Consider the following 13,780-nt stretch of genomic DNA (forward strand, 5'->3'; position numbering starts at 1 on the left):
GGATACCCGGTGAACCGGGTATCCCTGGCCACGGCTAGTTGACCTGGCGCTCGCGGCCTTCCCAGTACGGTGCGCGCAGCTTGAACTTCTGCAGCTTGCCGGTGGCGGTCCGGGCCAGCTCGTCGCGGAACTCGATCACGGTCGGGGCCTTGTAGCCCGCGGCCTTGTCCTTGCACCAGGCGATCAGCTCGGCCTCGGTGACCTGCTCGCCCTCGGTGAGCACGACCAGGGCCATGATCGTCTCGCCCCACTTTTCGCTGGGGATGCCGATCACGGCGACCTCGGCGACCGCCGGGTGGGAGAAGATCACGTCCTCGACCTCGATCGAGGAGACGTTCTCGCCGCCGGTGATGATGACGTCCTTCTTGCGATCCGAGATCGTCAGGTAGCCGTCGTCGCCGATCACCCCGCCGTCGCCGGTGTGAAACCAGCCGCCCGCCAGCGCCCGCTCGGACTCCTCGGGCTGCTCCCAGTAGCCCTCGAGGACCACGTTGGACCGCGCCAGCACCTCGCCTTCGTTGTCCTCGTCGTCCGAGATCTTCAGCCGTACGCCGAGGGCGGGCGCGCCGGCGCGCGTCAGCAACGACGCCCGCTCCTCGGCCTCGAGGTCGTCCCACTCGGCGCGGCTCCGGTTGAAGGTCAGCAGCGGCGAGGTCTCGGTCAGGCCGTAGATCTGGATGAACTCCCAGCCCAGCTCCTCCTCCACCCGCGCGACCGTCTTCGTCGGCGGCGGCGCGCCGGCCATGATGATCCGCACCCTGTCGCGACCGGGGATCTCGCCCTCCCACGTCTGCGCGGCCTCCAGCACCGCGGCGGCGACCGCCGGGGCCGCGCACATCACGGTCACGCCGTGGTCGCGCACCCGGCGCAGGATCTCGGCGCCGTCGATCTTGCGCAGCACGATGTGCTTCGCGCCGACGCCGGTCGCGAGGTAGGGCCAGCCCCAGCCGTTGGCGTGGAACATCGGCAGCGTGTGCAGGTAGACGTCGCGGTCGCTCGCCTGCGCGTGCAGCCCGAACGTCGTGGCGTTGACCCACACGTTGCGGTGCGTGATCTGCACGCCCTTGGGCCGGGCGGTCGTGCCCGACGTGTAGTTGATGCAGGCCGTCGCGTTCTCGTCCGGCTCCCACGGCTTCGGCTCGACGCCCGCGGCGGCGTACAGGCTGTCGTCGTCGCCGAGGATGAGCTTGAACTCCGCCTCGACGTCCTTCAGCGAGTCCTCGAGCTCCGGATCGACCAGCAGGACGCGCGCGCCGGAGTGCTCGACGATGTAGCGCACCTCGTCGGGCCGGAGCCGGAAGTTCACGGGTACGAGCACCCGCCCCCACCCACTGACCCCGAAGAAGGACGTGAGGAGCCGGGCGCTGTTGTGACTCACGACCGCAACGCGGTCGCCGACCGCCAGCCCGAGCTCGTCGAGCTTCGCTGCCTGGCGGCTGGCCAGAGCGCCGATCTCGGCGTACGTCAGCTCGCCGCCACCCAGCGGTCGCGCGGGCTGATCGGGCTCGTCGACGACGCCCACCCGGTCGCCGTACACCTGCACGGCTCGATCGATGAAGTCCGAAACGCTGAACGGGACGATCATGTCGCCACTGTAGCCACCGGCGGCCTTGATGAGAGTCCTCTCATCGCGCTCTCACGGATGCCCCACGATCGGGGAGGATGGTGACGTCATGAAGACGGTCTGGAAGGTCCTGCTCGGGCTCGCGCTCGTCGTCCCGATGGGGGCGTACGTCGCGGGCTCGCTCGCCGCGTCGGCCTCCGATGACCCGGCGCCGCGGCAGACCATCCAGATCCAGGAGCCCGACCCGACCCCGACCCCGACGTCGACGCCGTCGCCGTCGCCCTCCGGGAAGCCGACCAGGACACCCCCGCCCACGCCGACGACGACCGAGTCGAGCGACGATGACGATGTCGAGGTGATCACGCCGTACGACGACCTCGACGACGACAGCGACGACCGCAGCGATGACCGCAGCGGCCACGGGCGCGGTGGTGGCGACGACGACCACGAGCAGGACCACGGCGACGACCACGGCGACGACGACAGCGGCCGCGGTGGCGAGGACTAGCGTCTCTGTCCGCGTTCGCATCACGGCGACCGTGGCTCTGCTCGTGCTCGCCGGGCTCGTCGTGGCCGGCGCCGTCGTCTACACGATCGAGTCCCGTCGGCTCAACCAGCAGATCGCGTCCCAGACCGACCAGGAGTTCGCGGAGCTCGCCACCCTCCAGGAGGACGGCCGCAACCCGGAGACCGATCGGCCCTACGAGAGCGTCGGCGAGATGCTCAAGCTCTTCCTGCAGCGCAAGGTGCCCGACGACAACGAGCTGCTGCTCACCTGGGCCGACGGCGCGCCGACCGGCCAGTCCCCGCAGTGGAACGACATCAGTGGTTCCCAGTGGATCAAGGAGGTAGTCAACCCGCTGGTGGCGACCAACGGCAGCACCCAGGTGGAGTCCGACTTCGGGACGCTCGACGTCAACGTGCAGACCGTCGACCAAGGCGGTACGACGGGCTCGCTGGTCGTCGTCACCTTCCTGGACCGCGCCCGGGCCGGCCTGCACGAGACGATCCGCACCTACGCGATCGTCGCCGGCCTGGTCCTGCTGGTCGTGACGGGGGTGGCGTTCTGGGTCTCGGGTCGACTCCTCGCGCCTCTGCGGACCCTCCGCGAGACCGCCGACGACATCAGCGAGACCGACCTCTCCCAGCGGCTCCCCGTCACCGGCAACGACGACATCACCGCCCTCACCCGGACCTTCAACGGGATGCTGGCGCGGCTGGAGTCGGCGTTCGTCGGCCAGCGCGAGTTCCTCGACGACGCGGGCCACGAGCTGAAGACCCCGTTGACCGTGCTGCGCGGACACCTCGAGCTGCTCGACACCGACAACCCCGAGGACCTCGCCGAGACCCGGCTGCTCCTCCTCGACGAGATCGACCGGATGTCGCGGCTCGTGGGCGACCTGATCCTGCTCGCCAAGAGCGACCGGCCCGACTTCCTCCAGACCCAGCCGGTCGACCTCGACGGCCTGACCCGCGACCTCGTCGCCAAGGCGCGCGGCCTCGGCGATCGCGACTGGGTGCTGGACGGCGTCGCCGAGATCAAGGTCGTGGCGGACCAGCAGCGCCTGACCCAGGCCGTCCTGCAGCTCGCCGACAACGCGGTGAAGCACACCCGCGGCGGCGACACGGTCGCGATCGGCTCCTCGGCTACCGCGACCGAGGCCCGGCTGTGGGTCCGCGACACCGGGCCCGGCGTACCGCTCGAGGACCGCGAGCTGATCTTTGAACGTTTCGGCCGCTCCGCCGTACCCCCTGGTGACGAGGGCTTCGGCCTCGGCCTCTCCATCGTGGACGCCGTCGTGCGGGCGCACGGCGGCAGCGTCTCGGTGGAGGACGCCGATCCGCCGGGTGCATGCTTCGTCGTGACGCTGCCGAGGACCAAGACGTTGGAGGACGAGTGGCCCACATCCTGATCGTCGAGGACGAGCAGCGCATCGCGGCGTTCGTCTCGAAGGGTCTCCGGGCCGACGGCTACCTGACGACCAGCGTCGCCGACGGCCGTGACGGCCTCGATCACGCGCTGAGCGGCGCGTTCGACCTGGTGGTGCTCGACATCGGCCTGCCCGGCATCGACGGCTTCGAGGTGCTCGACCAGCTCCGCTCCCAGGGCTCTCAGGTCCCGGTCATCGTGCTCACCGCCCGCGACTCCGTGGGCGACACGGTGTCGGCGCTCGAAGGCGGCGCCGATGACTACATGCCCAAGCCGTTCCGGTTCGCCGAGCTGCTCGCCCGGGTCCGGCTGCGGCTGCGGCAGCCCGACGGCACCCGGCCGCGCGACGACCTGCTCGAGTGCGGTGGCATCCGGCTCGACGTACGCAGTCGGCGAGCCGACGTCGGTGAACGCCAGGTCGAGCTGTCCGCGCGCGAGTTCGCGCTCGCCGAGATGTTCATGGTGAACGCCGGGCAGGTGCTCTCCCGCGAGCAGCTGCTCGACCACGTCTGGGGCATGGACTTCGACCCCGGCTCCAACGTCGTGGACGTGTACGTCGGCTACCTGCGCAAGAAGTTCGGCGCCGCGACGATCGCCACCGTGCGCGGCATGGGCTACCGCTTCAACCGGTAGACCCAATTGAGCAACCGATGGTTGCGCATGCGCGAATCTCGGCGTACCGTCATGTGCAACCAAACGTTGCATTACGACGGAAGCGGGAGTCCGATGGAGTTCGCCAGCATCGAACGTGAGATCCACGTCCAGGCATCACCCGACGTGGTGTTCGCCGTGGTCAGCCAGCCGGAGCACCTCAGGGAGTGGTGGCCGGACGACGCCAGCCTCGAGTCGTCGGCGCCCGGCGCCACCGGAGAGCTGATCTGGGGCGACGAGGACAACCCGCGCGCCCACGTCGAGGCGATGACCGTGGTCGAGGCGGACCCGCCGCATCGGTTCGTCTTCCGCTGGACCCACGCCGTCGGCGAGGAGGCGGCACCCGGCAACTCCCTGTTGGTCACCTTCGAGCTGACGTCCTCGGCCAGCGGCACGCTGCTCCGGATGACCGAGACCGGCTTCCGCGAGATGGGCTGGGAGGCTGCGGTCCTGGAGGCGGCCTACAACGAGCACGTCGAGGGCTGGAACCACTTCATCCCCCGCCTGGAGACGTACGCCGACAGCCTGGTCGCGAGCTCGTGACCGTCGCGATCGACGACGACCTCTGGTCGGCGGTCGGCGACCCGACCCGTCGCCGAATGCTCGACTTGCTGCTGACCGGCGGGGCGGGCACCGCCACCAGCCTGAGCGAGCAGCTGCCCGTCACCCGCCAGGCCGTCGCCAAGCACCTCGGCGTGCTGGACCGGGTCGGCCTGGTGCACGCCACGCCGTACGGGCGGGAGAAGAGGTACCACGTGGACGACGAGCAGTTCGGACGAGCCGTCGAGCAGCTCTCGGCGGTCGGGGCGGCCTGGGACGCCCGGCTGAACCGCATCAGGCGCATCGCCGAGGCGATCCAGCGCTCCCAGGACGAGCAGACCGACAACGGAGAGAGGTAGCGAAATGGTCGACATCCTGCACCGCATCGGCGTCGAGAAGGCATCCCCCACGGAGGTCTACGAGGCGCTCACCACAGTCGATGGACTGGCCGCCTGGTGGACCGACCAGACGACCGGCGACCCGGAGGTGGGCGGCACGCTCGAGTTCCGGTTCATCCCCGGCGGCTTCGACATGGAGGTGGTCGAGCTCGAGCCGGCCAAGCGGGTCCACTGGCAGGTCTCCGACGGGCCGACCGAGTGGGTCGGCACCCACGTGACCTTCGACCTGTCGGAGGTCGACGGCTACACGATCGTGCTGTTCAAGCACGAAGGCTGGGCGGAGCCGGTCGAGTTCATGCACCACTGCAGCACGAAGTGGGCGTCGTACCTGCTGAGCCTCAAGCAGCTCGTCGAGACCGGCACCGGCGCCCCCGCCCCACGCGACCTGATGATCAGCGACTGGCACTGACCGGCCTCCCCCGGACTGCGGAATGGGGAGGCGGATGGGGCACTGCCCGATGTGGGGCGGTCGACACGCGCCGGATGCTGGTGGCACCCACCAGCACCGTGCTGGCAGCCAACCAGAAGGAAGTCCCCATGAAGAGGTTCATGATCGAGCGCGAGATCCCCGGCGCCAGCTGTCCGTGGCCAACCGTGCCGAGGCCGCGGCCCTCGCCGGCAGGCTGGGCATCAGCGAGAGCTAGCGGGTCCGCAGGGCTCCCCCCAGCCGCACCGGCGGCTGCCGGTCGAGCACCGGCTCGAGCGCCTCGGCCACCTCCCGCGGAGTCGGCCGGTCATCGGGCCGCACCTCGAGGCAGGCGGCGATCGTCTTCGCGACCTCTGCCGGCACCCGGTCCGGCAGGGCGGCCGGCTCCTCGGTGGGCAGGTCGAGGGCGCGGTAGCCCGCGACCGCCTCGAAGAGCGTGGCTCCGAGGCCCCAGACGTCCGAGGCCGGGGACGGTACGCCGTACCGGTCCGGGTCCCACTGCTCCGGGGACATGTACGCGTCGGTGCCGATCCGCCTGGTGTCGGCCGCGTCGTCGACCGGCCTGGCGACGGAGAGGTCGATCAGCCGGGCCGGGGCGCCCATGATCACGTTGCTGGGCTTGATGTCGAGGTGTGCCCAGCCGATCCGGCGCAGGAAGTGCAGGGCGCTGGCGATCTCGACCGCGAGCGGCAGGTACTGCTGCTCCTGGAGCGGACCGTAGCGGCGTACCAGCGACGACAGCCGGGGGCCGTCGAGCTGCTCGAGCACCACGTGCGGCCGCGGGCCGCCGAGCTCGTGCCGCAGGCCGCGTACGACGACCGGGTGGTTGACCGTCGCCAACGCGTCCACCTCCCGCGCGAGGCCGCGCAGGCTGTGCTCGTCGGCGACCTGGTCCGGCCTGACGACCTTCACGACCACGGGCCCGTAGGTCACCTCGTCGAACGCGAGGTAGGCCTCGTAGCCCGACCCGCCGCCGAGCCGACGGACAGCCGTCAGCTCGGCGGTGATCGCGTCACCCTCGGCGAAGCCCCAGGTGGCGAGCGAGCTCATCGCCCGCGGGTGTTGTTGCGGGTGCCGTCGTTGGTGTGGTGCCGGGAGCGGTCCACGTTGCCGCTTCCCGGTCCATCGGAAGTCAGGTCGCGAACGCTGCCGCTGCGACTGTGATCCGTGTTGCCGCCCCGGGTCCGGGTGCCGGTGTTGGTGTTGTCGTTGCCCCGGGTGCTGGTGTTCGTCCGGGTGTGCTTGTTGATCCCGGTGTCGTCGTCATCGTCGTCGTCGACGGTCGTGACCAGCACCTGGCTGTCGTCATCGCGCTTGAACGCCTTGCCCGAGTGGCTCGGCCGGTCGTCGGCGTCGTCACCGAACGCCATCGGCGCCTGCCAGGCGACCAGCCCGGTGGCCACCAGCCCGGCCAGACCCAGCGTGCTCGTCGTGATCAGCTTGTTCATCGTCGTCTCCTCGTCGTGGTTGCCAACGAGGACGACCCTTCCGGTCTCAGGTGAGGTGACCATGAGGCGCCGATGAGGGTGCTCTCACATGCCGACACCAGCCCGCCAGCGGTGACTGAGCAACCATTTCGACCCCAACCCGACTCACATTCGGTTGCAGACTCACCGCCGCCCCCGACACCAGCCCGCCAGCGGTGACTGAGCAACCATTTCGACCCCAACCCGGCCCACATTCGGTTGCAGACTCACCGCCGCCCCCGACACCAGCCCGCCAGCGGTGACTGAGCAACCATTTCGACTCCAACCCGGCCCACATTCGGTTGCAGACTCACCGCCGCCCCCGACGCCAGCCCGCCAGCGGTGACTGAGCAACCATTTCGACTCCAACCCGGCCCACATTCGGTTGCTGACTCACCGCCGCCTCTGCGGCCGGCTCAGCGACGCCAGGCAGCCAGACGCTTCGTGGGCGCGTCGGCGACCGGGGACTCGGTCTGCTCCCAGACCCGGCGCCACTGCGCGACCGGCGGCCCCGACGGATCGGGTACGGCGCCGGCGGCGACCCGCTGCCGGGCCTCCCACCAGGTCGTCCGGTCCTCGTCCAGGAGCGCGGCGACGGCGTCCTTGATCCGCGGCGCGAAGTCGCGCACCGACTCGTCGGCGCCCGCCACCAGCGGCTCGCCGAAGCGGATGGTGAGCTGACGGCGTCCGCGCGACGGCCAGTCCTGGCCGCGCGGCATCGCGGCGTACGTCCCGCGGTGCGCGACAGGGACCACGGGCACGCCGTGCTCCTTGGCCAGGAAGGCCGCGCCCATCCGGAACTTGCCCATCCAGCCGTCGGTCGAGCGGGTGCCTTCGGGGAAGATCACCAGGCTCCAGCCGTCGGCCAGCACCTCCCCCGGCGTCGCGGCCATGGTGCCGCCGCGGCGGTCGAGGGGGAACGTGTTGAAGAAGAGCGACGATCCGACCGCGCGCCACCACGTGTCGAAGAAGTAGTCGGCCGCGGCCGCCACCGCCGTACGCCGGCGCCACTCGTCGGGCAGCGAGAGCAGGATCAGCGGGGTGTCGAGGTGGGAGGCGTGGTTGGCAACGAAGATGACCGGGCCCTCGATGCGCTCCAGGACGTCGAGGCCGTCGACCTGGGTGCGTACCTGGGACCGGAAGAGCGGCTGCAGCGCAGCCTTCTGCGCCACCTCGCGGGCCGCCATCGCCGGTCGACGGCGGGACCAGTCGCTCGGGAAGACGGTCGACTTCGCGGGCGGCACGAACTCCTCCGCCGAGCGCGGCACCTGCGAGCGCCGCCCCCAGCGCCACCCGCGCGCGACCTGGCGTACGTCGTCGATGCCGCCCCTGACGAGCCCCTTCGACGGAGTGCTCATCGCACGTGCGCCAACAGCTGCGGTGGGTTGTGCAGGTAGGTGATCGACGGACTGGTGCCGACCGTGCCGGACGCCATCTCCAGCGCGTCCGCGAGCGTCGTCGCCGCACGGAACCCGAGCCGGGACGCGACCTTGCGGTCAGCACCGACCCAGATGACCTCGTCGACGTGGTCCATCGCGTGCGCCGCCCAGTACCACATGTAGAACGGGTGGACGCCGTGGTAGGCGTGCGAGGTCCGGTAGAGGTGGCGGTACCAGGGGTCCTCGGCGAACTGCTGCTCGTACTTCTCCCCGACCACCGCCGGGTCGGTCGACTCCGCGAGGATCTCCTCGTAGAAGTCGACGTACGACGGGTGGTGCAGCTGGTTGAAGCCCTCGTTGAGCGGGTGGTAAAGGATCACCGCGCCGCCCTTCCGGACGACGGGCTGGCCGATGTAGGAGTTGAAGTAGTAGCCGAGGCCCATGCAGGTGGCCAGGATCGGGTTGAGCGACGAGTTCACGTTGTAGGGCCCGACGTACGGGATCCCCATCACGAGCACGTCGGACTGGCCCTGCACCTCGACCAGGTGCTGCTGGTGCACCTTCTCCAGCGTCTTGGTGTGCACTGCCTCGACCTCGCCGGCGTTGACGCCGGTCAGGCCGTAGACCGAGCGCACGTCGTGGAACATCTTGTGCTTGAGCTTCGGCGGCGCGACCGACAGCCCGCGGCGCATGGCGAGCATCGTGCCCTGGTCCTTGAGCGACCACTCCCACTCGCGCTTCTGCAGGAAGTCGTAGGGCTTCGGGAAGATGTCGTTGTTGAGCGTCGTCTCGATCTGGAAGACCTTGACCGTGTCCTTGATGACCCGCCCGATCCGCCAGGCGGAGTGGTGCATCGCGGAGTGCTTGTGGTCCATGAACGACCGCGACTGCACCATCGTCTTGGCGTTGTGGTGGTGCCGCAGCGACTTGTACGACGCCAGCCCGATGCCCACCGACTTGTGACCGCCGTCCATGGCCACGAGGTTGACGTTGACGTAGACCAGCAGGTCGGACTCGGCGGCCCTCTTGCTGATCTCGATGTCCTCGCCCTTCTCGGTGGTGCCGAGGTGGGAGAGGTTGTCGCGGTCCTCCGCGTCGAAGTTGTAGAGCTTGCCCTGCGGGTAGAACGAGCGGAAGACGCGCTCCCCCACGATGTGCTTGAGCTCGGCCGCGGTCATCCGCCGGTGCAGCGCGTTGGCCGCGATCAGCTCGACGTCGTCGACCCCGGCATCAGCCGCCATCGTCAGGACGTGCTCGATGATCCGGCCGCGGATGTCCGGCGGCCGCATCGTCGGCAGCGGCAACGAGATGTCGTCGAAGGCGATCGTCAGCTTCATCCCCGCGAAGAGCAGCTCCGGGAGGGGATCCATGTCCTGCGGGTGCAGCAGCGCTTCCACGATCGCCTGGTCGACGTCCGGCACGGCCGGCAGCGATTCCGGCGGGTAGACGACGCGGGTGCCGAGCGGGAAGTTCTCCAGCCGGAAGCCGAGCCCCTCGTGGACGATCAGCGGTGGTGTGCGGTCGTCCACGTCGAGGACGAAGCCGGGGCGACTCATCTTGTGCTCCTGGGGTCGAAGGCCACCTTGACCGTGCCGAGACGGCCGGCCGAATGGGCATGGTCGAGCGCTTCCCGCCAGCGGTGCAGCGGGTAGGTCGCGACGTTCTTGGCGAGCTGTTGGACGGCGTCGGTGGCCGCGAGCTCGGTGGCGATCCGGAAGGACTCCTCGGACTGGGCCGAGGCGTAGGTGCCGATGACCTCGAGCTCGCGGAACCAGGCGGCTGAGAGGTCGGCGGCGGCAGGCATCCCCGAGAGGACGACCCGACCACCGGCGCGGGTGGCGTGCAGCGACGTCTCGAGCGACTGCTTGCTGCCGACGGCGTCGATGGCGACGTCCACGCCGCCCAAGAGGTACGGCGAGGAGAACTCGGGCTTGAGCTGGAAGGCACCCGTGGAGCGGCGTACCCGCCGCAGCACCTCGCCCGGCGCCACCACCTCGGTCGCGCCGAACTCGCGAGCGAGCTCCTTCTGGTGGCCGTGCTTGGCGACCACGATGACCTCGCCGGCGTCGGTGAGGTGTCGTAGCGCCAGAGTGGCGAAGAGGCCCACCGACCCCGCGCCACTGACGAGCACCCGGTCGTTCGTCGCGATCCCGGCCCGCAGTGCCGTGTGCACCGCGCACGCGAGCGGCTCGATCAGGATCGCCTGCTCGTCGGAGAATCCTTCGGGCACCGGGTGCAGCTGGCTGCGGTGCGCCGTCAGCTGCTGGCCCCAGCCGCCGCCCGTGTCCTTGCAGAAGCCGGTCTGCAGGCCCGGAGCCAGGTGACCGACGGTGATCCGTGAGCACCGGTTGGTCGCGCCGGTCGCGCAGGACTCGCACGGCTCGACGCCGCGCGCAGCGCAGGTCAGCACCGGGTCGACGACGACCCGGGTGCCGGCCGGCAGGTCCTCGCAGTCGTCGAGCAGCTCGGCGACGACCTCGTGGCCGGGCACGAAGGGCAGCGAGACGACGGCCGAGAAGTACAGGCTGGTCTTGCCGGACAGCATGCCCAGGTCGGACCCGCAGATCCCGGACAGCCGGGTCTTGAGCCGCGCCCAGCCGGGCCGGTCGACCTTCGGCTCGCTGATCGTCATCAGCCGCAGCGGCGCGGCGAAGCCGGACAGGATGCCGGGCATCCGGCCGCCGACAGCACGGCCGGCCACGGTGCGCGGCACCGAGCGGAACATCTCCAGCGCCAGCATCATGAGCGACCACCTGCGGGGTTGAGGGTGCGGGTGTTGGAGGTCGAGCTCTGCCAGTCGACGATCGTCCACCGGGCCTTCCGCGCGTGCCTGAAGAGCGGCACGTCAGGGCGTACGGCGACCGGGCGCCCCACCGCCTCGAGCAGCGGCAGGTCGGAGTGCGAGTCGGCGTAGCCGTACGACGACGCGAGGTCGATGCCGTTGTCTGCGGCGTACTGACGCATCCAGGCGGCCCGCGACTCCCCCACCAGCGGCGACGAGGCGAGGTAGCCGGTGCACACGCCGCGGTCATCGACGGCCAGCTCGGCCGCCTCGATGTGGTCGAAGAGGGGGAGCAGCGGGCGGGTCAGCGGCCTGATGGCACCGGTGATCAGCACCGTCCGGTGCCCTGCTGCCCGGTGCTCGCGGATCTTGCGTACGGCGGCCGGGGACAGCCGGGTGAGGATGTGGTCGGTGAGGTGCTCGTCCGCGATGGCGTCCAGGTCGGACAGCCGCGCGCCGTCGTACTCCCGGTAGACCGAGCGCAGGAAGGCACTCCGCTCGCGGCGCTCGGCCTGGACCAGGCTCGGCACCTTGGCGACGATCCGGCTCAGCTCCGCGAACCGCTCGGTGCCCGAGAGCTCCTGCAGCCGTAGCCAGAGATAGGTCTCGATCACGTTCGACGACAGGAGCGTGCCGTCCATGTCGAAGAACGCGGCGACGCCGGGCTTCTCGACGAGCGCCTTCGGCCCCGCCGCGGCCGGCCGCTTGCGCGCCGCCCGCTTCTCGTCGAGGCGCCGGATCGGCGCCGTGACGGCCGGGCAGTGGATCTCCTGGAGGTAGACCTTCCAGTCGACCACCGCCGTGTCGAAGGCGAACGTCTCCTGGTCCTCCTCGGACAGGGACCGGTAGAGAGCCAGGGTGTTGATGTCGGAGAACTGCAGCTCCGCCTGGGCGTACTCCTGGTAGAGCCCGAGATAGCGGCGCAGGAACTCCAGCCGCCGGCCCTGCTGGTCGAGCTTGCGGGCCAGGTCGCGCGTGCGGTCGCTGCGCGGCGCGTGGCCGATGACGTAGTCCGCGACCTTGAAGGCACGCTCGCTGGTGCTGAGCAACCGCTCGACGGACTGCGACCCGGGGAAGCGCCACTCGGGCAGCCGGGTCGCGCCCCGGTCGCCGGAGATGAACGGGTGGGCGTCGAAGTAGGCGCGCACGTTCTGGTAGAGCGTCCGGAAGGTCAGCGGGTTGCGGTCGCCCGACGAGACGTGGAAGTACGCCGGGGTGCCGACCTCCGGCGGATGCGCCAGGACGGCGACGATCGCTGCGACGACGTGGTCGACGGGCACGACGTCGACGGTCGTGTCTGCGGCGCCGGGCATCTCCGGGAGCTCACCGCGGCCGTAGGCCAGGATCAGCGGCTCCATCATCTTGAAGCCCTCGATCCAGCCCGGGTAGGGGCTCACCAGGGAGGACTCGATGATGCTCGGCCGCACGATGGAGACCCGGTTGGTGCGGGCGTGCTCCTCGACGACGCGCTCGCCCAGCGCCTTGGTGAACGTGTAGCAGTCGGTCCAGCCGAGGCTGCGTGCACGCTCCGCGCCGACCCGGACCAGCTCGTCCTTGACCCACTGCTTGCGGGCCTCCTCGGTCGCATTCGCGGCGGTCAGCAGGCCGGCCCGGCTGTGCTCCTTCTCGGCCTTCTTGCGCTCGGCGGTGAGCACCTCGGTGCCACGCGAGCGGTGCTCGATCTCCTGGCGCTGGCCCAGACCCCAGGCCAGCTCGGCCTCCAGGTCGACGACCTGCGGCACCGGCCCCTCGGGGATGCTGCCGCGGCGGCGCCCGGCGACGTACGCCGTCGAGATGTGCACATAGTGGATGTCCGAACCGGCCTCCCGGACCCGCGTCAGCAGCTCGCGGGCTCCCTGCACGTTGGTGCGGAAGCCCTCGTCCACGGGCGGGTCGAACGAGACGTCGCCGGCGCAGTGCACGATCGCGTCGAGGCCCGAGGGCAGCGCCGGCGCGTCGTACAGGTCACCCTCCAGGACGCCGACCCGCGCCGCCATCAGCTCCTCGATGCCGCCTGCGGCTTCGACGACGTTCTGGAAGATCGGCTTCTTCAGCAGCGACGCGGTCCGGGCGGTGCCGGACGTCGAGCCCTTGGGGCGCACCAGCACCGTCACGCGTACGCCGGGCACCTCGGCGAGCATCAGGTGCAGCAGCGCCTCGCCGACGAACCCGGTGACCCCGGTGAGGAGCACATGCTGCCCGTCGAGCCGCTCTGAGATCGAGCTCTGAGATCCGGGCATCAGCCGCGCTTCTCCGCGACCTTCTTCTTCACGAAGATCAACGGGAGGATCAGGGTCCCGAGCAGCGAGACGATCCAGACGATGACCGTGGCCTCGATCCAGGTGAGGCCACCGGAGATCGACAGCCCGTCGGAGACCAGCGACGTGATGATCAGCCCGATCAGGGTCGCGACCAGTGCGGTGGCACCGCGCAGCGCCGTGGCCTTGCTCAGGGCGAGCTGCGTCAGGAACGGCTGCGCGATCGCGTAGACGATCGTGAAGATCAGGACGGCCACGAGGAACGCGGCACCCGACACCTCCACGTCGTCAAGCACCTGGTCGGCGACGAGCAGGCCCAACGCGTTCGCCGCCAACTGGATGACGAAGCTGACCAGTAACCGGATCATGGCGAAAACCTACTACC

Annotated in this window: 14 protein-coding genes; 6 read left to right on the forward strand and 8 right to left on the reverse strand. The window is 70.1% G+C overall.

The window, feature by feature from the left end:
- Positions 1-34: 34 nt before the first annotated feature.
- Positions 35-1,585, reverse strand: a complete 1,551-nt coding sequence (locus ABEA33_RS05560) for an AMP-binding protein (RefSeq protein ID WP_345525667.1) — start codon at positions 1,583-1,585, stop codon at positions 35-37.
- A gap of 88 nt (positions 1,586-1,673) precedes the next feature.
- On the opposite strand from ABEA33_RS05560, the gene ABEA33_RS05565 reads away from it, so the two are divergent.
- The 6 genes from ABEA33_RS05565 (at position 1,674) to ABEA33_RS05590 (ending at position 5,492) form a co-directional block, all read left to right on the forward strand.
- A complete protein-coding gene (locus ABEA33_RS05565) occupies positions 1,674-2,072 on the forward strand; it encodes a hypothetical protein (protein WP_345525668.1) in 399 nt (132 codons plus the stop codon).
- A 31-nt stretch (positions 2,073-2,103) separates the two neighbouring features.
- Positions 2,104-3,477 carry a sensor histidine kinase gene (locus ABEA33_RS05570; protein WP_345525669.1) on the forward strand — a complete coding sequence of 458 codons (1,374 nt, stop codon included), beginning with the start codon at positions 2,104-2,106 and terminating at the stop codon, positions 3,475-3,477.
- Entirely contained in the window at positions 3,462-4,127 is a 666-nt protein-coding gene (locus ABEA33_RS05575) for a response regulator transcription factor (RefSeq protein ID WP_345525670.1), read from the forward strand. Before ABEA33_RS05570 ends, ABEA33_RS05575 begins: the two co-directional genes overlap by 16 nt.
- A gap of 93 nt (positions 4,128-4,220) precedes the next feature.
- A complete protein-coding gene (locus ABEA33_RS05580; RefSeq protein WP_345525672.1) occupies positions 4,221-4,688 on the forward strand; it encodes an SRPBCC family protein in 468 nt (155 codons plus the stop codon).
- Positions 4,685-5,044 (forward strand): ArsR/SmtB family transcription factor, encoded by a 360-nt coding sequence (locus tag ABEA33_RS05585; RefSeq protein ID WP_345525674.1) that lies wholly within the window; start codon positions 4,685-4,687, stop codon positions 5,042-5,044. The genes ABEA33_RS05580 and ABEA33_RS05585 overlap by 4 nt, the downstream gene beginning before the upstream one ends.
- A 4-nt stretch (positions 5,045-5,048) precedes the next feature.
- Positions 5,049-5,492 carry an SRPBCC family protein gene (locus ABEA33_RS05590; RefSeq protein WP_345525676.1) on the forward strand — a complete coding sequence of 148 codons (444 nt, stop codon included), beginning with the start codon at positions 5,049-5,051 and terminating at the stop codon, positions 5,490-5,492.
- A 231-nt stretch (positions 5,493-5,723) separates the two neighbouring features.
- Here the strand turns inward: ABEA33_RS05590 and ABEA33_RS05595 are convergent, their stop codons facing one another.
- The 7 genes from ABEA33_RS05595 to ABEA33_RS05625 all read right to left on the reverse strand — a co-directional run bounded on the left by ABEA33_RS05595 (position 5,724) and on the right by ABEA33_RS05625 (position 13,763).
- Positions 5,724-6,560, reverse strand: coding sequence for a serine/threonine-protein kinase (locus tag ABEA33_RS05595; RefSeq protein ID WP_345525678.1), 837 nt, complete (start codon positions 6,558-6,560; stop codon positions 5,724-5,726).
- Positions 6,557-6,958 (reverse strand): hypothetical protein, encoded by a 402-nt coding sequence (locus ABEA33_RS05600; protein WP_345525679.1) that lies wholly within the window; start codon positions 6,956-6,958, stop codon positions 6,557-6,559. Before ABEA33_RS05600 ends, ABEA33_RS05595 begins: the two co-directional genes overlap by 4 nt.
- 434 nt (positions 6,959-7,392) lie before the next feature.
- Positions 7,393-8,334, reverse strand: coding sequence for a lysophospholipid acyltransferase family protein (locus ABEA33_RS05605; protein WP_345525680.1), 942 nt, complete (start codon positions 8,332-8,334; stop codon positions 7,393-7,395).
- Complete coding sequence (larAH, locus tag ABEA33_RS05610; RefSeq protein ID WP_345525681.1) at positions 8,331-9,911, reverse strand: NPN-dependent hydroxyacid isomerase, LarAH14/15/16 family; 1,581 nt, start codon at positions 9,909-9,911, stop codon at positions 8,331-8,333. Before larAH ends, ABEA33_RS05605 begins: the two co-directional genes overlap by 4 nt.
- Complete coding sequence (locus ABEA33_RS05615) at positions 9,908-11,098, reverse strand: zinc-dependent alcohol dehydrogenase (protein ID WP_345525682.1); 1,191 nt, start codon at positions 11,096-11,098, stop codon at positions 9,908-9,910. Before ABEA33_RS05615 ends, larAH begins: the two co-directional genes overlap by 4 nt.
- Positions 11,095-13,377 (reverse strand): HAD-IB family hydrolase, encoded by a 2,283-nt coding sequence (locus ABEA33_RS05620; protein ID WP_345525684.1) that lies wholly within the window; start codon positions 13,375-13,377, stop codon positions 11,095-11,097. The genes ABEA33_RS05615 and ABEA33_RS05620 overlap by 4 nt, the downstream gene beginning before the upstream one ends.
- Entirely contained in the window at positions 13,377-13,763 is a 387-nt protein-coding gene (locus tag ABEA33_RS05625) for a phage holin family protein (RefSeq protein WP_345525685.1), read from the reverse strand. Before ABEA33_RS05625 ends, ABEA33_RS05620 begins: the two co-directional genes overlap by 1 nt.
- Between the last annotated feature and the right edge of the window lie 17 nt (positions 13,764-13,780).

Origin of the sequence: Nocardioides endophyticus, from assembly GCF_039543845.1 — a bacterium.
Lineage (GTDB): Bacteria > Actinomycetota > Actinomycetes > Propionibacteriales > Nocardioidaceae > Nocardioides > Nocardioides endophyticus.